Below are 22597 nucleotides of genomic sequence, written 5' to 3' on the forward strand. Positions count from 1 at the left end.
TTATGCACATTGTCGACCGGCGGTTAAATCCGCGCGGTAAAAGTCTGGAAAATCGGCAGCGGTTCCTTCGACGCATGAAGGGCGCCGTGCAGCAGGCGGTCAAACGTTCTCTGCAAAACCGAAACATTCGAGATGTGCTCGACGGCGGGGAAATCAGCCTGCCGATCGATGGAATGGCCGAACCGAGCTTGAGAAGGGGCGACGGCGGCATCAGCGACCATATCCTGCCTGGCAACAGGGCCTTCGTGGAAGGCGATATCCTTCCACGCCCGCCGGGCGGCAAGGGCGGGAAACCCAAGGATGCCGGCGAGGGCGACGGCGAGGACGGCTTCCGCTTCGTGCTGACGCGCGAGGAGTTTCTCGATGTTTTCCTCGACGATCTGGAACTGCCCGATCTCGCCAAGCGGCGGCTTGCCGAGACCGAGGAGGAAACGCCTTTCCGGGCCGGCTATTCCGTCTCGGGATCGCCGTCCAACATCGCCGTCGGCCGCACGACGCGGCTGGCGATGATGCGCCGCATCGCGCTGCGCCGCCCGCGTCCTCAGGAAATCGAAGACCTGCAGCGGCAGGTCGAGGAATGCGAGGACGAGGAAATCCGCCTGGGACTTGAGGCAAAGCTCAAGACCCTGGAGGAAAAAAGCCGGCGCATTCCGTACATCGATCCCCTCGACGTTCGGTACCGGCGCTTCGAAAACGAGCCGAAGCCGGTGGCGAAGGCCGTGATGTTCTGCCTCATGGACGTCTCGGGCTCCATGTCGGAACACATGAAGGACCTGGCGAAGCGGTTCTATTTGCTGCTCTATCTCTTCCTGTCGAAGCGCTACAAGAAGGTGGAAATCGTCTTCATCCGCCACACCGACAGGGCCGAGGAGGTAGACGAGGAAACCTTCTTCTACGGCCCGGCGACGGGCGGCACGCTGGTCTCGAGCGCGCTGGCGGCGATGCGCGGGATCATCGCGGCGCGGTTCGACCCGACCGAGTGGAACATTTACGGCGCCCAGGCCTCGGACGGTGACAACGCCCATTCTGACGGCAGCTTGAGCGGCCAGCTGTTGCGGGAGATTTTGCCGCTCTGCCAGTATTTCGCCTATATCGAAGTCGGCGAAGAGGGCGGCGACTCCTCCATATCCCGTTCGCCGCTTTGGACGCTCTACGAGGGCATCCGCTCCGAACTCCTGCCGCTTTCGATGCGTAAGGTCTGCCGGCGAAGCGAGATCTTCCCGGTTTTCCACGATCTCTTCCAGAAACGTGAGGCACAATCGAAGGTGACACCATGACCACGACGCTGAGGGCGAAAGAGCTGCTGCTGTTCGAAGGCGCCGACTGGGACTTCACGACACTGCAGCGCATTCACGATGCCTGCGAGGACATTGCGATCGGCGAACTCGGTCTCGACGTTTATCCGAACCAGATCGAGGTTATCACCTCCGAGCAGATGCTGGACGCCTATTCCTCGACCGGCATGCCGCTCTTCTATCGCCACTGGTCCTTCGGCAAGCATTTCGCCCATCACGAAGCCTTCTATCGCCGCGGCATGCGCGATCTTGCCTATGAGATCGTCATCAACAGCTCGCCCTGCATCTCCTATCTGATGGAAGAGAACACGGCGACGATGCAGACGCTCGTCATCGCGCATGCGGCCTTCGGCCATAACCATTTCTTCAAGAACAACTATCTCTTCAAGCTCTGGACCGATGCGGAAGGCATCCTCGACTATCTCGATTTCGCCAAGGGCTATATCGCCCGCTGCGAGGAACGTTACGGCGAAGTGGCCGTCGAACGTACGCTCGACGCCGCCCATGCGCTGATGTCGCACGGGGTGCACCGCTACGCGGGCAAGAATACCGTCGATCTTCGCCAGGAGGAGAAGCGGCAGCAGGAGCGCCGCGCCCATGAAGAGAAGATGTACAATGATCTCTGGCGCACCGTGCCCGTCGGCAAGGCGAAGAAGGCGGGGGACATCGGGCTGGAAAAGCGGCGGGCGGCACTCGGCCTTCCGCAGGACAATATCCTCTATTTCCTCGAAAAAACCGCCCCGCGGCTGCAGCCATGGCAGCGCGAGATCCTGCGCATCGTCCGCCATGTCGCCCAATATTTCCATCCGCAGCGGCAGACCAAGGTGATGAACGAGGGAACCGCCACCTATGTCCATTACCAGATCATGAACCGGCTTCATGATCGCGGGCAGATCAGCGACGGAAACTTCCTGGAATTCCTGAAATCGCATGCCAATGTCGTGTTCCAGCCGAATTACGACGACCGGCGGTTCTCGGGCTTCAATCCCTATGCGCTCGGTTTTGCGATGATGCAGGATATCGAGCGGATCGTGACGTCGCCGACGGAAGAGGACCGCGCATGGTTTCCCGATATCGCGGGACGCGGCGATGCGATGGGCGTGCTGCGCGACATCTGGGCCAATTACCGGGACGAGAGCTTCATCAGCCAGTTTCTGAGCCCCAATCTGATGCGGCAGCTCAGGCTGTTCCATCTTTATGACGATCCGGAGCAGACCGAAGGCATACTGGTCTCGGCGATCCATAACGAGCGCGGCTATCTCCGCATCCGCCGCCAGCTCTCCCGCGAATACGATATCGGCTGGACCGATCCGGCCATCGACATCGTCGATGTCGACCTCGCCGGCGACCGACGCCTGCTCTTGCAGCACATCGTCATGAACGGCTGCTATCTCCAGGAAACCGACATGAAGCAGGTGCTGCAGCATCTCGCCGATCTCTGGGGCTACGACGTCCTGCTTCAGGAAATCGACGGCTCGAACGTCGTGGCAAGGGAGCATACGGCAAGCCCGCGCAAGATCGTTCAGTGATGGCCTGTCGGTAAAACTCTTGTTCGGTATTGGTCGGCGGTATATACCATGGTAGCTATCCTGATCCGGAGGCCATCATGGCAACAAGAACAGCCAAGATTTTTACAACTGGTCGCAGCCAGGCTGTCAGACTCCCCGCGGAGTTCCGCTTCGAGGGGAACGAAGTCTTCGTCCGTCGCGATCCAAAAACCGGCGACGTCATTCTGTCACGCAAGCCGGATTCGTGGGATGGTCTGTTCGAACTCTATGGCAAGGATCCGGTTCCGGACGATTTTCTAGGGGCAGACGACCGTCGGCAGCTACCGCATGATCGCGATCCGTTCGAGGGCTGGAAGGAATGACGGCCTGGATGCTCGATACCAATATCGTCAGCCATATCATCAAGGGCGATCGGCCGGAGATTATCGAACGATTGGCCGTGCTTCCGATGGAGGACATCGTCATCTCATCAGTCACGGAAGGGGAGCTGCTTTACGGTCTCGCTAAGCGTGGATACCCGAAGGCGCTGTCGGAGAGGATCAGACAATTCCTGCTCCGGGTCGGTGTCCTCCCTTGGGATCACGATGTTACGCGAACCTACGGCGACCTGCGCGCCACCTGCGAATCCAAGGGGGTAACCCTGGCACCGCTCGATGTGATGATTGCCGCTCATGCCGTCGCAACCGACGCGACCCTGGTCACACGCGACAAAGCTTTTGCTCAAGTTTCGGACCCTTTGAAGACCGACAGCTGGGCAAGCAACCGAAGCTGACGTTTACGTTGCCTTTTGAAAGCTTGTACTCGTGGCTTCGAGCTTTCGAGATCGCGCCTGTTGATGACGATCTTCACGACTTCCGTGGGGAAGCGACAGCGCCGCCCTCGCGTGAGCCGTCACGAGGCGTAGGCCGGCCGGGCCGCGCGCCAGACCAGGGGAACCAAAACCAGGGCCACAGCCGGAAGCACGATCCAGTTGATCGTTTCCCAGCCGGAGCTGTGCAGCAGCGATCCCGATGAGAAGGAGGCGCAGGCGACCGTTCCGAAGACGAGGAAGTCGTTCGCGCCCTGAACCTTGCTGCGCTCGGCCGGCGTGTGGCAGTCCGCCACCATGGCGGTGGCGCCGATGAAGCCGAAGTTCCAGCCGATCCCGAGCAGGACGAGCGAAATCCAGAAATGGGCGATGTCGAAGCCGGAAAGCGCAACCGCTGCCGAGCCGCCGATGAGCAGCAGGCCGACGGCCGCCACCCGCTCCTTACCGAAGCGCACCATCAGCCGCCCGGTCACGAAGCTCGGTCCGTACATGGCCAGGATATGCCACTGGATGCCGAGCGCGGCCTGGTCGATCGAATGGCCGTGCCCCACCATGGCGATCGGGGAGGCGGTCATCACGAAGGTCATCAGCCCGTAGGAGACGACGCCCGTCGCGATCGCCAGGAGATAACGCGGCGATGAGAGGATCTGGAACAGCGGACGCTCCGCATGGCTCTCCCGGCCCACGGTTTTCTGCGGCGAGGATGCGCGCAGCAGAAAGAGGATCGGGAAGGCGAGTGCGGCGAGGGCGGCTTGGCTGACGAAGCTTCCGGCGAAGGGTGTTCCCGGAACCGCATCGCGTGTCCAGATGACGAGCTGCGGCCCGATGATCGCTGCCGCGAGGCCGCCGATCATCACACGGGCGATCGCCTTCTGGCCCTCAGCGCCACTCGCATTGTCGGTCGCGGCGAAACGGTAGCTCTGCACATAGGACGAATAGAAGCCGGCAAGGCAGGTGCCGAGGCAGAAGATGATGAAACTGCCGAGCACGATGCCGGCCGCGGCGATCAGGCCGGAGACGGTGCCGATCATCGTGCCGAGCAGATAGCCCGCCCGCCGCCCGAAGCGGCGCATCACATAGGCCGCCGGCAGGGTTCCAAGCGCCAGCCCGAGATTGAGCAGGCTGACCGGCAAGGTGATGAGATCGGGATCGGGCGACAGCTGCTGCCCCACGAGCCCGCCGAGCGAAACGACCACGGGCGCGTTCGCACCGCCGAAGGCCTGGGCGAGCGTCAGGATCCATGAGTTGCGCCTTGCGATCTCAGGGTCTGCCGAAACTTGCTGGATGACGTTCATTCTCTATCCATCTTGGACCGGATCTCGGCGACCGCCCGCTTGGCGGCGATGACGGCGCCGGCGAGATAGCCGGGTTCGGTTTCGCTGGTCTCGCTTCCGGCGAGCAGAAGGCGGGCTTCCCATGGGCCGGATACCCAGCGCGGGCTTCCTGGTATCGGATGTCCGCCGCCGGAACGGTCCGCTGCGGTCGACGTCAGCGAATCGGCAGCCCAATCCTTCAGCAGGGTTGCGCCCGGGGCAAGCGCATCGGGGCCGAAAAGTCTCGCAAGCTGCACGAGGCATGCCTGCTTCAAAACCTCCTCGCCGAGCGCGGCGCGCTGATCCGCCCCGACGCCAAGGAAGCCGAAGAGCGCGGCCTTGCCCGAGGCGGTCGTCGCATCGTGGATTTCGACCAGCGGCCCGACCATGCTTTGCGCCGTCCCGGACAGGCCGTTTACGCGCCAGAAGGGCTTGTCGTAGATCGCGAAGAACTTCGCATGCGGCGCCATCCACGTCGGCGTGTCGCGCCAGCGGGCGGCGGTAGCCGGATCCTGCGGGGGCGTAAACGTGACCGTCGCTTCCAGGAGCCGCGGCGGCAGGGCGGCGACGACGAGTTCCGCATGCAGGCTCTCCGCGCTGCCGTCGCGCGCGTGGACGGTGAGCCGGACGCCGTCTGCAGCGAGGTCCATTGCCGTGACCTTTGTGTCGAGAAGGATGCGCTCCGTAGGAAGCTCTCTTGCCAGGGCGCGGATCGCCGCCACGGTGCCGCCTGCGAGCCGCATCGACTGCTGGTCCAGCGCCGCCGGCAGATAGCGCTGCGGCTTCTCACGCGACATGCGTTCGAAGACGACAGCCCCCTCGCTGTTCTGCCCGAAGGAGCGCAGCCCGAGTTCCCCGACGAGGCTCGCCATGGCCGGCTGCATCTCGGGCCAGTACCAGGAAGGGCCGAGATCGAAGCCGTCTTCGGCCGGCATGCCGGATCGATCGGCCGTCAGGATGCGGCCGCCGAGCCGGCCGCGCGCTTCCACCAGCAGGGTGTCGATGCCGGACGCGTGGAGCGCACGCGCCGCATAAAGCCCGGCGAGACCACCGCCGATGACGGCTACTTTGCAAGCCTTCATTTTCACTTGTCCTTGGGGAGTTCGGGATTGTCGAAGAGGCAGACGTCCTGATGCAGGAGCGGCGCGGATTTATGCCAGACGCGGGCGCCTTGCCCTCCTGTTCTGGCGTGAGGCTGCTGCCCGGCCGGCAGGCGAAGCCAGCTCCAGCGGCCGAGCGCGTCGCCCGCCTCGGTAAAGCCGCCGTCGATCACCAGCAGCTCCAATCCTTTGGGGTTGGCGACCTCGACGTCGGCATTCGGGCGCCAGTCCTCCAGCATCACGCACTCGTCCGACCCGTCGAAGAGTATCCTCGACGAGGCGACGCCGGCCCGCGGCTCAGATGGCCGGCCTTCTCCGGGCAGGCGAACGACGCGTTCGCGATCGGTTGCTTTGAACTGCCAGAGCTTGACCAGGATCGTGCATCCGTGCTCGCTCCGCGGCGCATGGCCTGACCCGGGCGGGTTGCGGACATAGCTGCCGGCGGGGAAATCGCCGCTCTCGTCCTGGAATACGCCGTCGAGGACGAGAAACTCCTCCCCGCCGGGATGCTGATGGTGCGAGAACCGGCTTTCGCTGATGTAGCGGACGATCGATGTCGCGCGGGCCTTCTCGCCGCCGATCCTGAAAAGCATGCGGCGGTCGACGCCCTTTATCGGGCTCGGCACCCAGTCGAGCTCTGCGGCATGGACGAGGGTGCGTTTGGAGAGATCTTCGTTCAAAAGCATGGTCAAAGCTCCGATCTGCCGCCGTCGACGACGATCTCCGCTCCGAGCATATAGCTCGAAGCCTCGCTTGCCAGGAAGAGCACGGCGGCCGCGATCTCCTCCGGCCTGCCCATGCGCCCGAGCGGCACCTGCGCGCCGACCCGGCCGGCATAGGCGCGGAACTCTTCCTCGCTCTGGTTCTTGCCGCGATGGATCGGCGTCTCGATAGAACCGGGGCTGACGGCATTGACCCTGATCTTCCTGTCGAGCAGTTCCGCCGACATCGTTCTGGCGAAGGAGCGGACCGCCGCCTTGGAGGCGGACAGGATCGCCCGGCCCGGCGTTCCGACCTGGTTGAGCCAGGAGGTGTTGAGGACGATCGAGCCGCCCTCGCGCATCAGCGGCAGCATTGCCTGCACCGTGAAGAAGACGCCCTTGACGTTCACATCCATGATCTTGTGATAGGTGGCCTCGTCCGTCGTCGCGAGCGGCGTGCCGAGGGCGGCGCCCGCATTCGCGAACAGGATGTCCAGCGATCCGAACGCCTCCTTTATCCTGCCGCTTGCCAGAATCAGATCCTCGCGGGAGGAAACGTCCGCCTGGATCGGGAGGACATCGCCGCCGATCTCGGTGGCCGCAAGGACGAGTTTTTCCTCGGACCGTCCCGTGATCGCGATGCGGGCGCCGTTGTCGCGCAGCATCCGCGCGGCCGCGAGGCCGATGCCGCTCGAACCGCCGGTCACCAATGCGGTCTTTCCTGTCAGAACCATGCGTCAATCCTCTTGTTCGCGACGAGTCTAGCGCTGGAATTTGCGTTCGCGAGGAAAAGACGCCATATCGGATAGAAAGAAAAACTTTGTCGTGAAGCCATGAGAAACCTCACCAGACTACGCTCGCTGCAGGCGCTGGAGGCCTCCGCCCGGCATGGCAGCTTCGTCGGGGCGGCCACCGAACTCGACGTCACACCGCCGGCCGTCGGCCAGCTTGTCCGCTCTTTGGAGGACTGGGTCGGATATCCCTTGTTCCGGAGAAGCCGTACCGGCGCGGAGCGCCTGACGCCGGTCGACGAGGCGCAGGACGCCCTCGAAGACATCGCCCAGGGGCTCGACCTTCTCGAATCCGGCCTTCGGAAGCTGCGCGGCCGCAAGGCCCGTTCGGTCGTGGTGGTGACGGCCTCGCAGGCGCTGGTCGCGAACTGGCTTATATCAAGGCTCGAAGATTTTTCCTCGGCCTATCCCGGCATCGACGTCCGGCTCGACGTTTCGGACCGGGTTATCGATCTCGCCCAGGACGAGGCGGATATCGGCATCAGATGCGGTCTCGGCTCCTGGAAGGGCGTGCGGTCCACCTTCCTGATGGGCGAGGAGATCATCGCCGTCTGCCATAACCGGCTCCTGCCTGCCGATCGCGACGCGACCGCAGGCTGGATCGCCGAGCAGACGCTGATTCACGACGGGACGCCGCATCCCGGCGGCGACTTTCCGAGCTGGGGTGAGTGGCTCGCCCGATCCGGCGCCAACCAGGCGCCCGCCGACGGCGGCCTGAAGATCAATTCGACCGCCGCCGTCATCCACGCGGCGGTCGCGGCAAGAGGGGTCGCCCTGGTGCGAAAGGCGCTCGTGGCGCAGGAACTGGACAGCGGCCGATTGGTGCATCTGCTGCCGGAGGTCCGCTGGCCCGTCAAATGGGCCTATTACATCGTCGCCGCGCCCAAGGCTCTGCGACGGCACGAGGTCGCCGCGTTTCACGACTGGCTGGCGGGGCGCTCCCTGCAGCGATGATCGCGGGCGGCCGTCGCCGCCGCTATTCGAGCATGACGACGGCTTCGACTTCGAACAGCATGGGGTCGATTGCGAGCTTGGGCACGGGGATCAGCGTCTGCGCCGGCAGCGCGTCGCCGAACATCTCCTTTACGTTTCTGGTCAGCACCTCGAGCTTGGACATGTCGTGATCGACCACGAAGACCGTGAGTTTAGCGACCTGATCCGGCCTTGCGCCAAGCGCATCGAGGGCGGCGCTGAGGTTTGCGTAGGCCTGCTTCACCTGCACGGCGAAGTCAGGCGACAAGGTTCCGGTGCCGTCCTGGCCGCCCTGTCCGGAGATATAGGCCAGCCGCGCTTGGCGGGGCACGATGACGGCAGTGCTGTAGCCGTTCGGCGTCGGGTCGTAGAGCGTCTGCGGATTGACGATGGTCAGCTTGCGGTCATCCGCATTCGCCGTCGTCATGTTTTGAACTCCTGTCGTCATGATGATGATGCCTCCAATGAGCAGATGCTTGATTGCGCGTGACATGGTTTCCCCTGCAGGATCGAATTGACTCGTACGATGTACGATTGGATGGCATCGTACATCGTACGAGTCAACCGTTCGGGATCGACATTCCCCAAGTCTCGGCTTAAATCGGCATGGTGATCGGCAGGGAAGACGGATGGCAGCCAAACGCAGCGGCGCGCAGAGCAGACGGCCTCGAGGGAAAGCCGCGTCACCGCGCTCCGCACGAGAGCCTGGCAATGAGCCGGCTTTGTCTCTGGAACGGATCGTGACGACCGCGGTCGAACTGCTGGATGCCGAGGGCATCGACGGATTGACGATGCGCCGGCTCGCCGATCGTCTGGGTTCAGGTGCGATGAGCCTCTATTGGCATGTCGAAAACAAAGAGAAAGTCTTCGATCTGGCGCTCGACTCGGTGCTCGAATATCGAGTGTCCGAGCCGGCCGGATCGCAGGACTGGCGCGGGGAAATCGTCCAAATGCTTGAGGACTGGCGCGCCAACATGCTGCGCCATCCCTGGTCGGCATCGCTGCTGCCGCGCCGGGCGCTCGGCCCGAACATCCTCGCCCGCCTGGAGCGGCTGAACAAGATCCTGTCCGGCGCCGGTGTCGCCGAGGCCGATTTGAACGTGGCGATATGGTCGCTCTGGAACTACGTGATCGGCGCTACCGTCACCCGGGCGAATTTCGATCTTTCGCAGGAGGACAGGGCGGCCGCGCAAGAGCGCCTTACCGATCTCGGCGAACGCTACCCGGCACTCGCACGCTCCCGTCTGCTGCTCGATGACGATTGGGACGGCGCTTTCAGGAAAGGCCTCGACTTCCTGCTCGACGGTCTCGCTCCGAGATAACGAGTTGCACCACGCGCCGACCATCGGCAATTATCGGTGGCAAGAAACACAAAGGCTTAGTAACGTAGGCTCGCTGCAACCGCCCATATTGCCTGGGCCAGCTTCAGTCTATGCAGCGATCTTCGGACGGCGCGGAGACGAGGACCATGAGTGAAACGCGGCGCAAGCTGACGACGATCTTCTGTGCTGACGTGCAGGACTATACACGGCTGATGGGCGCCGACGAGGAGGGGACGCTGGCAACGCTAAAGCGTTGCCGGGAGGCGATGGGGCACCTGATCGAAAGCCATGGCGGCCGCGTCGTCAACACCTGGGGCGACGGGCTGATCGCTGATTTTCCGAGCGTGGTCGAGGCGGTGCGTGCTGCCGTCGATACCCAGAACGAACTTGCCGGCTTCAATGCCGGCCGTCCGAGCGACGGGCGCATGCTCTTCCGCATCGGCATCAATCTCGGCGATGTGATCGTCGAAGGCGACGACATCTATGGCGACGGCGTCAACATCGCTGCGCGGCTGCAGACGTCGGCAGCGCCCGGCGGCATCGTCATTTCGAGCACCGTCTACGACCAGGTGCGAAACAAGGTGGCCGTCGGTTTCGAGTTTCTCGGGCCGCTGGTCGTCAAGAATGTCGAAGAAGGCGTGCCGAGCTATGCAGTCAGGATCGGCGGCGGGAGCGAGGAGGCGGCGCCTGCCGAAAGGCCGGCTGCCCGGCCGCAGCCCGTCGCCGCCGCCGCCGTGGATGCGGCAAGGCCGGTTCCCGGCAAACGCAGGCTGTTTGCCGTACTCGGCGTCATCGCCGCCGTGCTGATCGGCATCAATCTGCTGTCGTGGCAGGGCGTTTTCTGGGCGCGTTTCCCCGTGCTGGTGCTTGCCGTCGTCGCGGCGCTCATCTGGAATCGCGGGCAGACCTGGTTCGACCGCAAGGCCGCTGCCTTCGCGATCGTGGCGCTCGGCATTATCGGCATCAACCTGTTCACCTGGGAAGGCCGCTTCTGGGCGGTCTGGCCGATGCTGGGGCTGGCGGCGGCGGCCGGCCTGCGGTGGTCGTTGCGCCGCTAGAGCCGCCTCTGGTTTTGCCGCGCAATCTTGCCTCGAAATCGGTCGCGTCAAGACGTTTTCCAGCTTCGTTCAAGCAAAAGTGAGCGCCGGGGTTATTTCCATTCTTTGCTGATATTACAAATCGGTAATGCCGGGTGCTTATGCTTGCCGTTAAGCTGTAAACGCGCGATATTGTCGCATCAGCAGGGAATCTTGTTCCCTGGGGATCCGGACCCCTGGGGGATCTCGATCCCGCAGCGCCTCTTTCGACCGACCCTGGTCCAACCTCGAGTCCCTCCGGAGACGTGAATGGCCTTTTGGAAGCAGTTTATACTTTCGCTCATCGTCATCATTGCCGGCTTTGCCGCATGGGTTTTCTTTGTGCCGGGTGCCGGCGATACGATGCGCGCTGCAGGCATTCCGGAGAGCCTCGTTTCCAGGATCGCGCCCAAAACTGCTGAAACCGCCGATGCCGACGCTCCCGCCCGGGCGGAAGGACAGCAGCGCGGGCAAGGCCAAGGGCAGGGGCAGAATCGCCGCGGCGGCGGGCGCAACGGCGCCGTTCTCGTCGCCACCGAAGCCGTCGTCCAGGGCGTTGTCAACGACCGGCTGAACGCGATCGGCACCGGCGATGCGATCCGCTCGGTGGCGGTCACGCCGCAGGCAACGGGCACGATCCGCGAAATCCTCATCAAGTCGGGCGACAGGGTGAAGGCCGGCCAGGTGCTCGCCAAGCTCGACAGCGAGGAGCAGGTGATCGCTCGCGGCCAGGCGGATGTGGCGGTGAAAGCCGCCGTCGAGAAATCCAACCTCTATCACAACATCAAGTCCAGCGTGTCGCGCATGGACGTCTTCGATTCCGAGATCGCCGAGCAGGGCGCCCGGCTGCAGCTGCAGGCGGCCGAACTCAATCTCGCCCGGCGCAACATCACCGCGCCGATCGACGGCATCGTCGGCATCGTGCCGGTCAATATCGGCGACAACGTCACGACCACTACGCCGATCGTTACTCTCGACGACCGTTCGGAAATTCTCGTCGATTTCTGGGTGCCGGAGCGTTTTTCCAATACGGTCGCGGTGGGGCAGCCGGTCGAGGCGATGTCGGTGGCAAAGCCGGGGCAGATGTTCTCGGGCGTGATCGAGGCCGTCGACAACCGCATCGATGCGGAGAGCCGCACGTTGCGCCTGCGCGCCCGGATCGACAACTCGTCGGACGAGCTGCGCGCCGGCATGTCCTTCAGCGTCAGCATGAAATTCCCCGGCGACAAATATCCGGCGGTCGATCCGCAGTCCGTGCAGTGGGATTCGCAGGGCTCCTTCGTCTGGCAGGTGACCGACGACAAGTCGCACAAGGTGCGGGTCAGCGTCGTGCAGCGCAATCCCGATTTCATTCTCGTCAAGGCCGACCTCAAGGATGGCGACAAGATCGTGACGCAGGGCCTGCAGCGCGTGCGTGAGGGCGGTGCGGTGCGCGTTTCCGCCGATGTCGCTGCGAATGCGGAGGTCGCGACCCAATGAGCGTGACCGAAATTCATCAGGGCGGATCGTCGGGCAAGCAGAGCTTCACCGCGCTTTTCGTTCGCCGGCCGATCCTGGCGCTGGTGTTCAACACGCTGATGGTCGTCGCCGGGCTTGCGGCTTACGTCGGCGTCGAGGTGCGCGAGCTGCCGGATGTCGACCGTCCCGTCGTCACCGTGCGCACCACTTTCGACGGCGCATCGCCGCAGACGATCGACCAGGAATTGACCAAGGTGATCGAGGGCGCGGTCGCCCGCGTCAGCGGCCTGAAATCGATCTCGTCCACCTCTTCCTTCGGCCAGAGCCGGGTGACGCTCGAATTTTCCGATGCGATCGATCTCGCGGTCGCCGCCAACGACGTGCGCGATGCGATCGGCCGCATCACCCAGAACCTGCCCGACGAGGCGGATGCGCCGCAGATCGTCAAGGCGGATTCGGATTCCTCGGCGATCATGCGCCTTGCCGTCACCTCCACCAACCTCAACATGGACGACCTGACGCAGCTCGTCGAGAACGAGGTGATCGACCGGCTGGCGTCCGTCGACGGCGTGGCCGATGTCGAGGAATATGGCGACCAGGAGAAGGTCTTCCGCGTCGATGTCGACCAGGGGGCGCTCGCGAGCCGCGGGCTCACCATCGGCGACCTGACGAAGGCGCTCGACAATGCCGCGCTCGACGTGCCGGCCGGCTCGCTGAAGAGCGCGACGCAGGATATCGTCGTGCGCGCCACCGCCAACCTGCAGACGCCGGCCGATTTTTCCAACGTCATGCTGCAGGACCGGGTCCGCCTCGGCGACGTCGCGACGGTGACGCTTGGGCCGCGCGACGGCGACACGACGCTGCGCTCCAACGGCAAGCCCGGTATCGGCCTCGGCATCATCCGCCAGGCGCAGTCGAACACGCTGAATATCTCGACCGGCATCAAGGCCGCGGTCGAACAGCTGTCGAAGACGCTGCCCGAGGGAACGACGATCTCCATCACCAGCGACGACGCCGTCTTCATCCAGGGCGCGATCCATGAGGTGGTGCTGGCGCTGGTGCTCGCCGCCGTCATCGTCACGGCCGTCATCTATCTCTTCCTGCGCGACTGGCGGGCGACGCTGATTCCGGCGGTCAGCATGCCGGTGGCGCTGATCGGCACGCTGGCGGCGATCTACATGGTCGGCTTCTCGATCAACATTCTGACGCTACTCGCGATCGTGCTGGCGACCGGCCTCGTCGTCGACGACGCGATCGTGGTGCTCGAAAACATCGTGCGCCGGCGCGCCGAGGGCATGGGGCCGCGCGCGGCCGCCGTGCTCGGCACGCGCGAGGTGTTCTTCGCGGTCGTTGCCACGACCGCGACGTTGGCGGCCGTGTTCATCCCGCTCTCCTTCCTGCCGGGGCAGGTCGGCGGCCTCTTCCGCGAATTCGGCTTCGTGCTCGCCTTCTCGGTGGGGCTGTCGTCGATCGTGGCGCTGACGTTGTGCCCGATGCTGGCTTCACGCATGCTGACGAAGCCGATGATCGAGGATCACGGTGCGCTCGGCCGCTTCGGCGGCGCGCTCGCCCGGCTCTACAAATGGGCGCTGCATGGCTGCCTGAATGCGCCCTTCGTCGTCATCCTCTTCTCGGTGATCTTCGCCGGCGCCGCCCTCATCGCCTTCTCCACCGTCAAGAGCGAGCTGACGCCGGAGGAAGACCGTTCGATGGTGATGATGCGGCTGACGACGCCGCAGGGATCGAGCCTCGAATATACGCGCGACAAGATGCAGCTCGTCGAGGAATATCTGCAGCCGCTGGTCGACAGCGGCGACATCCGCAACGTCTTCTCGATCTCCGGCCAGGGCGGTTCGCTGAACAGCGGCTTCATGGTGCTGACGCTCGCTCCCTGGGGCGAACGCCAACGGTCGCAGGCGGAGATCGTCGCCGACATCAACCAGGCGGCGGCGAGGGTGCCGGCGCTGCGCGGCAACGCCATCTCGTCCAACAGCCTGCGCATCCGCGGCGCCGGCAGCGGCGTGCAGATGGCGCTGGTCGGTAACGATCACGAGGCGCTGACGGCGGCTGCCGCCAAGCTGGTTCAGGCGCTCGAAGCCACCGGCCAATATGATACGCCGCGCCTGACCAACGAGCCGAGCCAGGCGCAGGTGTCGGTGGCGATCGACCGCGAGCGCGCCTCCGATCTCGGCATCGACATTACCGGGCTTTCGACGGCGATCCAGTCGCTGCTCGAAGGGCGCTCGGTGGTCGATGTCTTCGTCGACGGCGAATCCTATCCCGTGCTTCTGACCTCGACGACGCGGCCGATCGATGATCCCACAGACCTCGAAAACGTCTTCCTGAAGACCGGCGACGGCAAGATCGTGCCGATGTCCGTCATCGCCACGATGAAGGAGGGCTCGGTCGCGCCGCAGCTGAACCGCGAGCAGCAGCTCGCCTCGGTCGCGATCACCGCCGGGCTCAAGGACAACATGTCGCTCGGCGACGCGGTCAAGCAGGTGACCGAACTCGCCGAGCCGCTGCTGCCGCCGGGCGCGCGCCTTCTGCCGCTTGCCGAAGCGGCGACGCTGGAAGAAAACTCGAACGGCATGGCGCTGACCTTCGGCTTTGCCATCGTCATCATCTTCCTGGTGCTGGCCGCGCAGTTCGAAAGCGTGCTGTCGTCGCTGATCATCATGTCGACGGTGCCGCTCGGCCTTGCCTGCGCCGTGTTCGCGCTCATCATCACCGGCTCCAGCCTCAACATCTACAGCCAGATCGGCCTGGTGCTGCTGGTCGGCGTCATGGCGAAGAACGGCATCCTGATCGTTGAATTCGCCAATCAGCTGCGCGACAGGGGCGAGGACGTGCGCTCCTCGATCGAGAAGGCCTGCGCGCTGCGCCTGCGCCCCGTGATGATGACGATGATCGCCACCATTCTCGGCGGCGTGCCGCTGGTCTTTGCGCATGGCGCCGGTGCCGAAGCGCGCGTGGCGCTCGGCTGGGTGATCGTCGGCGGCCTGGGCTTCGCGACGCTGGTGACGCTGTTCATCACGCCGGTCGCCTATCTCCTGCTTGCCCGCTTCGCCAAGCCGCACGCCCATGAGGAAGCGCGTCTGCACGAGGAAATGTCGGTTGCCACGCGGCCGCGGCCGGCGCCCGACGAGGAGCAGCTGCAGGCCGCCGAATAGGCCTTCCATCCCGCATCGAACGCGCCGCCGGATTGCCGTCCGGCGGCGTTTCTTATGGTGTATGAAGTCTTGGGAAATAAGATAAATTTCGTCTGAAGATTAGCCGTTTGTTAAGTATAAGCGGCAATGATCGTGACCAGGAACCGACTGGTCTTCTTCGTTTTTTTGAAGACTGCATGCGCTGGAACGCAGCGACCCCGGACATGAGTGTCTGCGCGGAAGGTTCATTCCTGTTCAGTTGCGTTCTGTTGTGTTTTTGGAGTTTAGTTCCCGTGAGTATTTATCAGCGCGTCTCCGTGGATGCAGCGCTCTATGTGCTGCGCGATATCAATCGCAATATGACGGTCACGCAGAATCACATCACGACGGGCATGCGTGTCGCAAAAGCGGCCGACAACGCCGTCTACTGGTCGATCGCCACCACCGCACGCACCGACAACAAGGCCGTTTCGGCCATTCAGGACGCGCTCGGCATGGCGGCTGCGACGATGGGCACGGCCTATACCGGCGTCCAGAACGTCATCGACGTCGTCTCCGAGATCAAGGCTAAGCTTGTCGCCGCCACCGAGGAGGGGGTCGACAAGACCAAGATCAACGAAGAGCTCAAGCAGCTGCAGGAGCAGCTGCGCAGCGTGTCGGAATCGGCGACCTTCAACAGCGACAACTGGGTGATCCTCAACAATGACGCGACGCCGACGCAGCCGCGCCAGATCCCGGCTTCCTTCATCCGCAATGCCGACGGCACCGTCTCGATCGGCATGCTGAGCTACCATATCGACAATACGCCGGTCGGCGCCACGACCTCCAAGGATGCACGCTACCTGATCGACGACCGCGCCACCGGCTCGGGCGAATACGGCGTGCTGACCTCGAGCTATTTCGCCACCGAGCTCGGGGCCGCGCAGAACTACGTGCTGATGACCAGCAAGAACGGCACCACCACAGGCCAGGTCGTCATTTCGCTATCGTCAGCCACGACGAAAGGGCAGATCGGTCAGATGATCAGCGTCGTCGACGCCGCGCTGACGCAGCTGACGACGGTCGGCTCTGCCTTCGGCGCGCTGGAAAAACGCATCGAGCTGCAAAACGATTTCGCCACCAAGCTGCACGACAACATCACCGCCGGCATCGGCCGGCTGGTCGATGCCGACATGGAGGAGGAGTCCAGCAGGCTGAGGGCGCTGCAGACACAGCAGCAGCTCGGCCTGCAATCGCTGAACATCGCCAATGCGACCTACGACACGGTCAGGCAGCTGTTCCAGAATTTCTAAAGGTTTGATTTGAAGAGCGGCGCAGCGCTTTCTATCCGACCATTGATCGCCCAGGCTATCGGCGGTCGATTTGGAGGGCGCGCTAACCCACCCTCCTTCATTCCTGTGCTCGTCACAGGAATCCAGCGCGCCCAAGTCCTTGGGCGCGAAAGACTTTTTCTATTGTCGTATTAGGTTATTCACCGCGCGGACGCGCGGTGGCTGGATTCCTGTGACGAGCACAGGAATGAGGTAGGCAGAGTGGGCGCGCCGCGAAAACTGGTGATATCAGCGCATTGCTGCAACATCGCCGTTGTTTCGGCGCCTGAAATTCCCCTATCAAGAGAATATTTTCATTTTCTTGCCGCAATCCTTGCCATTTGCTCGCAGCAGCTTCGAACGGAGACCGTCCTGTCCATGATCAAGAAATTCATACTTCTGGCTGTCGCAGCAAGCTATCTCAGCGCCTGCACGACCACCGATCCCTATACTGGTGAGCAGAAGGTTTCCAATACGGCGGGCGGTGCGGCGCTCGGTGCGCTCGGCGGCGCTCTCGTCGGTGTGGCCGTCGGCGGCGGCGGGCATGGCAAGCGCAATGCGGCGCTGATCGGCGCCGGTATCGGCGCGCTCGCCGGCGGTGCGATCGGCAACTACATGGACCAGCAGGAAGCGGAGCTTCGCGCACAGCTCGAAGGCACCGGCATTTCGGTGACCCGCAACGGCGACAACATCATTCTCAACATGCCCTCGAACATCACCTTCGACGTCGATCAGGATGCGGTGAAGCCGGGCTTCTATCCGACGCTGAATTCGGTGGCGATCGTGCTGCGCAAGTTCAACCGCACGCTGATCGACGTCAACGGCCATACGGATTCGACCGGCAGCCTGCAGCATAACCAGGATCTGTCGCAGCGCCGCGCGCTTTCGGTTGCCGATTATCTCGGCGGCCAGGGCATCGACCAGCGCCGCGTCTCCGCCGTCGGCTTCGGCCCGTCCCAGCCGGTCGCCTCCAATGCAAGCGAGGCCGGCCGCGCCCAGAACCGCCGCGTCGAAATCCAGATCGCGCCGATCACGCAGGGCTGAGCCCCGTCTCGCAGCGTTTGCGGAAAGGCCGGGTCATGCCCGGCCTTTTTCGTCAATGCTGCGTCGTCGCGCCCTTGGTGATCCTGTCGCCTGATTCCCTGGGGCGTTTAGGCATTCGCGTGACTTTGACGGTCACATGACGATCGAGCGCATTGAGGACACGCACGAGCCGGTCGATGGTGAAGCGGCCAAGGTCTGCATTGCGAATACGGGAAAGATCGGCAGCGGTGATGCCGGTCAGCTTTTCTCCTTCCCGCACGGTCAGCTTACGCCGATCAAGCGCTGCAATGATTTCGGCGGCAAGTTGAGCCTTCATTTGCTTCGTGTCGGCGTCGGGGTCGCCAAGGTCGGCGTAAATGTTGCCGCTGCCTCGAATGACTTCAAAATCACTGTCACTCATCGCAACATCTCCTTTAGTCGTTTTAAACGTGCTTGGATCAACTCAATCTCTTTTTGAGGTGTCGCTATTCCTTTGGTGGATTTCTTCTGGAAGGCGTGAACCACCCAAATGACATCTCCGAATTGAACCGCATAAATGGTTCGATAGGCATCCGTACGATAGGGCAGAGCTATTTCGAACACACCGGAACCCAAGCCTTTCATGGGTTTCGCGATGTCGGCCTTTTGACCCATGCTTGCGATGGCAAGGGCGTCCTTCATTCTATCCTGAACGGCTCGGGGAAATTCCCCGAAGTCCTTCAGTGCCGCCTTTACCCACGCAATCTCCTTCATGGGCCGATGTTGTCATATGTGACAACGATTGGCAAGTATTTCGCTAAAACGGAACCTATAGAGAGAAGGCTCGGGCAAGCGCAGGGCCGAAGATCGGGAAACGTTCCGGCTGCTTCCATCAATGCTGCATCGTCGCGCCCTTGGTGATCTTGTCGACGATCTTCTTTTCGGCGCGCAGAGCAATGCCCACCACCCTGGCATCTTCGGGCGCGAATTCGGCGAAGACGGCGCGGTTGGCGGCATCGTGGCCGGTCGCGAACATCTCCTCGATGAAGAGCGAAGCGGTGACATCGCGCTCCAGCGATCGGCGATGGATGGCCGACATCACCGCCTCGTCGGCGGAGAGCACAATGATCGGCTGGATCGATAGCGGGTTGTAGAGATTGCCGGCGCGATCCTTATAAGGTTCGCCGATGATTTCGGGGTGGCCGCCGGCGATGCCCGTCATCAGGAAGGCGGTGACGTTGAGCTTCTGCCAGCCGGCAAGATTGTTTCGCAGGACGACGGCAATTTTGGTATCAAACATCGGACGGTCTTTCACCTATATCAGGGTTATGGAGTATCGGGCGCCTTGAGCCAGGATCTACATCCGCAGGTCTTCGAAGGTCTTGAACGTTTGTGCACGGGGCCATCCGGCAACGGCATCCTGACGGCGCCCGCCTTTCCCGGCATCGAGCGCATCGAGGCGCAATTCTCCGGCACTGCCTTCGAGCCGCACCGGCACGATACCTATGCGCTCGGCGTGACGCTGAAGGGGGTGCAGACCTTCCGCTATCGCGGCGAGCGGCGCTTCAGCCTGCCGGGGCAGGTGATCGTGCTGCATCCCGACGAGGAGCATGACGGCGGAGCGGGGACCGAGGACGGGCTGCAATACCGCATGCTCTATCTGGAGCCGGCGCTGCTGCTCGAATGCCTGGAGGCGGACGGTGTCGGCCTGCCTTTCGTCAGCGAGCCCGTTATCGGCGATCCCGCGCTCGCCGGCGTGCTGCTGGCCGCCCTCGGCGAACTCGACCGCGAGCTGGACGAGCTTTTCGTCGACGATTTCGTCTCAAGGGTGACGGGTGGGCTCTCCCGGCACGCACGCCTTCCGCGCCGGCCGCTCGGCGGCGTGGCCTGGCGGCAGGCGCGGGCGGCGCGGGATTATCTCGAAGCGCATGCGACGCGGGCGGTACGCTCCGGCGAGCTGGAAGCGGTGACGGGGCTCGACCGTTTCGCGTTGTCGCGGCATTTCCGGGCGGCCTTCGCCACCAGCCCGCACCGTTATCTCCTGATGCGGCGGTTGCAGCAGGCCCGTGCGATGATCGGCGCGGGTGAGGGCATTTCGGATGCGGCGGCGGCAACCGGCTTTGCCGACCAGAGCCACCTCAACCGCCATTTCAAGAAGGCCTATGGGATGACGCCCGGGCAGTGGTCAGCACTCGTTCATGGCAACAGGACGCCCGCAGCGCTTCCTGTCGCACGCACGCCAGGCTCTTGATGGTGCAGCCATCACCGCGGCCCTCGCAGATTCTATCGCCTGCTTTGCGCCAATGGCGGTCATTTAAAAATGTGCTGGGCCAAAAAAACCGGGCGGCGCATCCGGCGGATCAACCAATATGTTTTTGAAGCAACTCGCGTGAGCATACCATACCTGCCATTTGCCATCAGATGTCTCGGCGGTGACACGAATGGGGTCAGGAGACTTGGCTTCAATGTCCTTGCCGCAAAGGCAACATGGGCCCCATTCGACGTGCTGACCATATTTCCCCACGCTAGTTCCTCATCGGCTCGCAAGAATGCTCCGTTCCATTCGGAACGAGTGAAGCCTTCGTTCAATCCCAAGACCCCACACTTTTTAAAGCCCATGAGGCAATCGGAGCTTCGTTAGCGCGGACATCTTTGTAGGCCGAGCCAATCTTGTTCAGCACGGTCTCGTCATCCGTCTCGACCTCGTAGAAAGTGCCGTCGGCGGCCCGGATGATCACCCATGACTTGCTCGGCTCTGTGGGTAGAGAGCCAACGAACTCTCCCCAGATTACCTGCCGCGTCTTCTCGGCTAATGTCGCCAAGTCAGAGCCGGAATCGTTGCATTGTCTTGTGCGAGAGCTTCAAGTTTCTCGCCGCCTTCACCTGTAGCCTCAAACCACTCATGTCCCGGTATCGAAGACTTAACGGTTGAAACCACCCAATTTGCTCGGTGGGACCGAGGAGACAACAGGCGTAGCAAATCGCGCAGCTCAGCGGCTAAAACGTGTCCGTCGAGATCGTAAATCCGAACTGATGGCATCGTGGCCTCCGGAGACAAAGTCGCATTGGCCAGAACACTTTGTCAACACGCCCTGGCATTCCGCAAAGGGGCCGGAAGGCGACAACAGCCTCATTCAGCACAGCGCCAGCCGTAAGGCTAGACGCTCAGGTGAAGGACGTTAGGCATTGTTTTCTGGCTTCGACATGCGCTTTTCCCATTCATCGTTTTCTCGAACGTTGTCGGCAATGATATCGTAGATTAGATCGCCTTCCAGAACGTCCTCATTTCCGAAAAAACGGGACAACTCGACGTGGTCGTCTTCAAATACGGAAATCTCTATACGCTCACCGACCAACGTTGCGTGGATATCGATCGTATCATCGCGATACCGGTTTAAGAAATATTTGATCCCGGCTTCATCAAGGACCTTCAAAATTCGAAAGACTGGCGAAGTCATGCGCTCGACCTTCCAACTTCTATTCACATCGTGTCGGTGACCTTATCGGTTGGTTGGCACGCCGCAAAGCACCACCTTCTGAGGAACGACTTGTCCGCTTCGGGCCGAACTAAGACGAGACTTCAAGTCCGGATTGTTGGGTCGATCTGCATCAGGCGGGATTTTCCGCAAGGCCGGAGCGGCGAGCGATGAAGCGGGCGAGCGCCGGGCCGATCAGCAGAATGACGAGGAAGCGGCCGGTCTGCATCGCCATGACGAAGGGCACGTCGACATCGCTGGAGGCGGCGATGATGGCGACGGAATCGGCGCCGCCCGGACTGGTGGCGAGATAGGCCGTCAGCGGATCGATGCCGGCGAAGACGTGAAGGGCGGCCGCCATGCAGCCGCAGAGCGCCATCAGCACGACTATACAGGCAGACACGCGCGGCAAGGCGCGCGCCACGTGGCTGATGATCGAGCGGGTGAAACGCAGACCGATGCTCCAGCCGACGAGCGCATAGGCGATGGCGAGCAGCCACATCGGCAGCTCGATCTTCAAGAGGCCAACGCCCTGCAGGAAGGCGCCGAGAAAGAGCGGCACGATGATCATGCCGCCCTGGATGCGCAGGCGGCGTACGCCATAGACGCAAAGGCCGGCGAAGGCGATCGTCGCCGCAAGGGCCGGCCAGTCGACTGCGGGGAAGAGGACGAGCGGCGGCGGTTCGCCGCCGTCGGCCGCCACCCAGAGGCGCGAGATCACCGAAGCGCCGACCGCGACGAAGACGACGCGAAGGTATTGCATGAAGGCGACGAGACGGGCATCGGCGCCATAGGCTTCCGACATGATGACCATGGCCGACGCTCCGCCCGGCGAGGAGCCCCAGACGGCGGTCGTCCCCGGCAGGACCTGCCAGCGCGTCAAGAGCCAGCCGAGGCCGGTGGCGATGGCGATGACCGAGAAGATGAACAGCAGGAAGAGCGGCGCGTCCTTGGCCATGGTGCCGAGAATATCGGGCGTGATGGTGCGCGCCATCATGAGGCCGACGAGGACCTGGGCGAGTTGCAGCGGCCAGAGCGGCACGCGCAGCTTTCCCTTGCCGACGGTCAGCGCCAGAACGATTGCCGCGACCATCGGCCCGATCAGCAGCGAGGCGGGCAGGGAGAAGAGTTCGAGGAAGACGGTGAAGGCGGTGGAAAGCGCGAGCAGCAGCGCCCATTTCGGCAGGCCGGCATCCCGCAGCAGGCGGCGTGCGTGGCTGATTGGCATGATTCCCCATGTCTTTTCCGGCCGGTGCAAGCCCTGAGGCTGAAGATGGGAGGAAGCTCCGGCATGACGAAGAGAGGCCGGCTCA

Annotated in this window: 22 protein-coding genes; 12 read left to right on the forward strand and 10 right to left on the reverse strand. The window is 63.0% G+C overall.

Going from position 1 to position 22597, the window contains the following annotated elements:
- Window positions 1–2 precede the first annotated feature (2 nt).
- The 4 genes from ATY76_RS02955 to ATY76_RS02970 all read left to right on the forward strand — a co-directional run bounded on the left by ATY76_RS02955 (window position 3) and on the right by ATY76_RS02970 (window position 3575).
- Window positions 3–1277, forward strand: coding sequence for a YeaH/YhbH family protein (locus ATY76_RS02955; protein ID WP_088673266.1), 1275 nt, complete (start codon window positions 3–5; stop codon window positions 1275–1277).
- On the forward strand, window positions 1274–2824 hold the full coding sequence (locus ATY76_RS02960) for a SpoVR family protein (protein ID WP_088673267.1): 1551 nt from the start codon (window positions 1274–1276) through the stop codon (window positions 2822–2824). The genes ATY76_RS02955 and ATY76_RS02960 overlap by 4 nt, the downstream gene beginning before the upstream one ends.
- A gap of 77 nt (window positions 2825–2901) precedes the next feature.
- Window positions 2902–3165: an AbrB/MazE/SpoVT family DNA-binding domain-containing protein gene (locus ATY76_RS02965; protein WP_088673268.1), complete on the forward strand. Its 264-nt coding sequence runs from the start codon at window positions 2902–2904 to the stop codon at window positions 3163–3165.
- The gene (locus ATY76_RS02970; protein WP_088673269.1) at window positions 3162–3575 is read left to right on the forward strand and encodes a type II toxin-antitoxin system VapC family toxin; all 414 of its coding nucleotides are present in this window, start codon (window positions 3162–3164) and stop codon (window positions 3573–3575) included. The genes ATY76_RS02965 and ATY76_RS02970 overlap by 4 nt, the downstream gene beginning before the upstream one ends.
- A 119-nt stretch (window positions 3576–3694) precedes the next feature.
- On the opposite strand, the gene ATY76_RS02975 is transcribed toward ATY76_RS02970, so the two are convergent.
- From ATY76_RS02975 to ATY76_RS02990, 4 genes are read right to left on the reverse strand one after another with little or no spacing between them, the layout of a single operon-like run.
- Window positions 3695–4906 (reverse strand): MFS transporter, encoded by a 1212-nt coding sequence (locus tag ATY76_RS02975; protein WP_088673270.1) that lies wholly within the window; start codon window positions 4904–4906, stop codon window positions 3695–3697.
- Window positions 4903–6006 carry an FAD-dependent oxidoreductase gene (locus ATY76_RS02980; RefSeq protein ID WP_088673271.1) on the reverse strand — a complete coding sequence of 368 codons (1104 nt, stop codon included), beginning with the start codon at window positions 6004–6006 and terminating at the stop codon, window positions 4903–4905. The genes ATY76_RS02975 and ATY76_RS02980 overlap by 4 nt, the downstream gene beginning before the upstream one ends.
- A 2-nt stretch (window positions 6007–6008) precedes the next feature.
- Entirely contained in the window at window positions 6009–6710 is a 702-nt protein-coding gene (locus ATY76_RS02985; protein WP_088673272.1) for a cupin domain-containing protein, read from the reverse strand.
- Window positions 6711–6712: 2 nt separating this feature from the next.
- Window positions 6713–7459, reverse strand: coding sequence for an SDR family oxidoreductase (locus ATY76_RS02990; protein WP_088673273.1), 747 nt, complete (start codon window positions 7457–7459; stop codon window positions 6713–6715).
- Window positions 7460–7558: 99 nt separating this feature from the next.
- Here ATY76_RS02990 and ATY76_RS02995 point away from each other — a divergent pair, with 99 nt between their 5' ends.
- Window positions 7559–8470 carry a LysR substrate-binding domain-containing protein gene (locus ATY76_RS02995; protein ID WP_088673274.1) on the forward strand — a complete coding sequence of 304 codons (912 nt, stop codon included), beginning with the start codon at window positions 7559–7561 and terminating at the stop codon, window positions 8468–8470.
- Window positions 8471–8492: 22 nt separating this feature from the next.
- Here the strand turns inward: ATY76_RS02995 and ATY76_RS03000 are convergent, their stop codons facing one another.
- Window positions 8493–8981: a RidA family protein gene (locus ATY76_RS03000; RefSeq protein WP_088673275.1), complete on the reverse strand. Its 489-nt coding sequence runs from the start codon at window positions 8979–8981 to the stop codon at window positions 8493–8495.
- Window positions 8982–9117: 136 nt separating this feature from the next.
- On the opposite strand from ATY76_RS03000, the gene ATY76_RS03005 reads away from it, so the two are divergent.
- The 6 genes from ATY76_RS03005 to ATY76_RS03030 all read left to right on the forward strand — a co-directional run bounded on the left by ATY76_RS03005 (window position 9118) and on the right by ATY76_RS03030 (window position 17850).
- Entirely contained in the window at window positions 9118–9810 is a 693-nt protein-coding gene (locus ATY76_RS03005) for a TetR/AcrR family transcriptional regulator C-terminal domain-containing protein (RefSeq protein WP_088673276.1), read from the forward strand.
- A 146-nt stretch (window positions 9811–9956) separates the two neighbouring features.
- Window positions 9957–10868, forward strand: coding sequence for an adenylate/guanylate cyclase domain-containing protein (locus ATY76_RS03010; protein ID WP_088673277.1), 912 nt, complete (start codon window positions 9957–9959; stop codon window positions 10866–10868).
- Between the two features lie 288 nt (window positions 10869–11156).
- Window positions 11157–12365, forward strand: a complete 1209-nt coding sequence (locus ATY76_RS03015) for an efflux RND transporter periplasmic adaptor subunit (RefSeq protein ID WP_088673278.1) — start codon at window positions 11157–11159, stop codon at window positions 12363–12365.
- Window positions 12362–15517 (forward strand): efflux RND transporter permease subunit, encoded by a 3156-nt coding sequence (locus ATY76_RS03020; protein ID WP_088673279.1) that lies wholly within the window; start codon window positions 12362–12364, stop codon window positions 15515–15517. Before ATY76_RS03015 ends, ATY76_RS03020 begins: the two co-directional genes overlap by 4 nt.
- A 272-nt stretch (window positions 15518–15789) precedes the next feature.
- Window positions 15790–16788 carry a flagellin gene (locus ATY76_RS03025; RefSeq protein WP_088673280.1) on the forward strand — a complete coding sequence of 333 codons (999 nt, stop codon included), beginning with the start codon at window positions 15790–15792 and terminating at the stop codon, window positions 16786–16788.
- A 396-nt stretch (window positions 16789–17184) separates the two neighbouring features.
- Window positions 17185–17850: an OmpA family protein gene (locus tag ATY76_RS03030; RefSeq protein ID WP_004673336.1), complete on the forward strand. Its 666-nt coding sequence runs from the start codon at window positions 17185–17187 to the stop codon at window positions 17848–17850.
- 52 nt (window positions 17851–17902) lie between these two features.
- Here the strand turns inward: ATY76_RS03030 and ATY76_RS03035 are convergent, their stop codons facing one another.
- From ATY76_RS03035 to ATY76_RS03045, 3 genes are all read right to left on the reverse strand, one after another.
- Complete coding sequence (locus tag ATY76_RS03035) at window positions 17903–18250, reverse strand: helix-turn-helix transcriptional regulator (RefSeq protein ID WP_088673281.1); 348 nt, start codon at window positions 18248–18250, stop codon at window positions 17903–17905.
- Window positions 18247–18582, reverse strand: a complete 336-nt coding sequence (locus tag ATY76_RS03040) for a type II toxin-antitoxin system RelE/ParE family toxin (RefSeq protein ID WP_088673282.1) — start codon at window positions 18580–18582, stop codon at window positions 18247–18249. The genes ATY76_RS03035 and ATY76_RS03040 overlap by 4 nt, the downstream gene beginning before the upstream one ends.
- A 118-nt stretch (window positions 18583–18700) precedes the next feature.
- The gene (locus ATY76_RS03045) at window positions 18701–19108 is read right to left on the reverse strand and encodes a DUF2000 family protein (protein ID WP_088673283.1); all 408 of its coding nucleotides are present in this window, start codon (window positions 19106–19108) and stop codon (window positions 18701–18703) included.
- Between the two features lie 45 nt (window positions 19109–19153).
- Here ATY76_RS03045 and ATY76_RS03050 point away from each other — a divergent pair, with 45 nt between their 5' ends.
- Entirely contained in the window at window positions 19154–20059 is a 906-nt protein-coding gene (locus tag ATY76_RS03050; protein ID WP_088673284.1) for an AraC family transcriptional regulator, read from the forward strand.
- Between the two features lie 928 nt (window positions 20060–20987).
- Here ATY76_RS03050 and ATY76_RS03060 read toward each other — a convergent pair.
- Both ATY76_RS03060 and ATY76_RS03065 read right to left on the reverse strand, forming a co-directional pair.
- Window positions 20988–21266, reverse strand: coding sequence for a hypothetical protein (locus tag ATY76_RS03060; RefSeq protein ID WP_088673286.1), 279 nt, complete (start codon window positions 21264–21266; stop codon window positions 20988–20990).
- Window positions 21267–21417: 151 nt separating this feature from the next.
- Window positions 21418–22512, reverse strand: coding sequence for an AbrB family transcriptional regulator (locus ATY76_RS03065; RefSeq protein WP_088673287.1), 1095 nt, complete (start codon window positions 22510–22512; stop codon window positions 21418–21420).
- Between the last annotated feature and the right edge of the window lie 85 nt (window positions 22513–22597).

The sequence above is a fragment of the Rhizobium sp. R339 genome, assembly GCF_002211395.1.
GTDB lineage: Bacteria > Pseudomonadota > Alphaproteobacteria > Rhizobiales > Rhizobiaceae > Rhizobium.

What these genes read in the sequence shown, in the direction of transcription:
- ATY76_RS02955 (WP_088673266.1), top strand. Translation starts at nt 3, where the DNA reads ATGCACATTGTCGACCGGCGGTTAAATCCGCGCGGTAAAAGTCTGGAA.
- ATY76_RS02960 (WP_088673267.1), top strand. Translation starts at nt 1,274, where the DNA reads ATGACCACGACGCTGAGGGCGAAAGAGCTGCTGCTGTTCGAAGGCGCC.
- ATY76_RS02965 (WP_088673268.1), top strand. Translation starts at nt 2,902, where the DNA reads ATGGCAACAAGAACAGCCAAGATTTTTACAACTGGTCGCAGCCAGGCT.
- ATY76_RS02970 (WP_088673269.1), top strand. Translation starts at nt 3,162, where the DNA reads ATGACGGCCTGGATGCTCGATACCAATATCGTCAGCCATATCATCAAG.
- ATY76_RS02975 (WP_088673270.1), bottom strand. Translation starts at nt 4,906, where the DNA reads ATGAACGTCATCCAGCAAGTTTCGGCAGACCCTGAGATCGCAAGGCGC.
- ATY76_RS02980 (WP_088673271.1), bottom strand. Translation starts at nt 6,006, where the DNA reads ATGAAGGCTTGCAAAGTAGCCGTCATCGGCGGTGGTCTCGCCGGGCTT.
- ATY76_RS02985 (WP_088673272.1), bottom strand. Translation starts at nt 6,710, where the DNA reads ATGCTTTTGAACGAAGATCTCTCCAAACGCACCCTCGTCCATGCCGCA.
- ATY76_RS02990 (WP_088673273.1), bottom strand. Translation starts at nt 7,459, where the DNA reads ATGGTTCTGACAGGAAAGACCGCATTGGTGACCGGCGGTTCGAGCGGC.
- ATY76_RS02995 (WP_088673274.1), top strand. Translation starts at nt 7,559, where the DNA reads ATGAGAAACCTCACCAGACTACGCTCGCTGCAGGCGCTGGAGGCCTCC.
- ATY76_RS03000 (WP_088673275.1), bottom strand. Translation starts at nt 8,981, where the DNA reads ATGTCACGCGCAATCAAGCATCTGCTCATTGGAGGCATCATCATCATG.
- ATY76_RS03005 (WP_088673276.1), top strand. Translation starts at nt 9,118, where the DNA reads ATGGCAGCCAAACGCAGCGGCGCGCAGAGCAGACGGCCTCGAGGGAAA.
- ATY76_RS03010 (WP_088673277.1), top strand. Translation starts at nt 9,957, where the DNA reads ATGAGTGAAACGCGGCGCAAGCTGACGACGATCTTCTGTGCTGACGTG.
- ATY76_RS03015 (WP_088673278.1), top strand. Translation starts at nt 11,157, where the DNA reads ATGGCCTTTTGGAAGCAGTTTATACTTTCGCTCATCGTCATCATTGCC.
- ATY76_RS03020 (WP_088673279.1), top strand. Translation starts at nt 12,362, where the DNA reads ATGAGCGTGACCGAAATTCATCAGGGCGGATCGTCGGGCAAGCAGAGC.
- ATY76_RS03030 (WP_004673336.1), top strand. Translation starts at nt 17,185, where the DNA reads ATGATCAAGAAATTCATACTTCTGGCTGTCGCAGCAAGCTATCTCAGC.
- ATY76_RS03035 (WP_088673281.1), bottom strand. Translation starts at nt 18,250, where the DNA reads ATGAGTGACAGTGATTTTGAAGTCATTCGAGGCAGCGGCAACATTTAC.
- ATY76_RS03040 (WP_088673282.1), bottom strand. Translation starts at nt 18,582, where the DNA reads ATGAAGGAGATTGCGTGGGTAAAGGCGGCACTGAAGGACTTCGGGGAA.
- ATY76_RS03045 (WP_088673283.1), bottom strand. Translation starts at nt 19,108, where the DNA reads ATGTTTGATACCAAAATTGCCGTCGTCCTGCGAAACAATCTTGCCGGC.
- ATY76_RS03060 (WP_088673286.1), bottom strand. Translation starts at nt 21,266, where the DNA reads ATGACTTCGCCAGTCTTTCGAATTTTGAAGGTCCTTGATGAAGCCGGG.
- ATY76_RS03065 (WP_088673287.1), bottom strand. Translation starts at nt 22,512, where the DNA reads ATGCCAATCAGCCACGCACGCCGCCTGCTGCGGGATGCCGGCCTGCCG.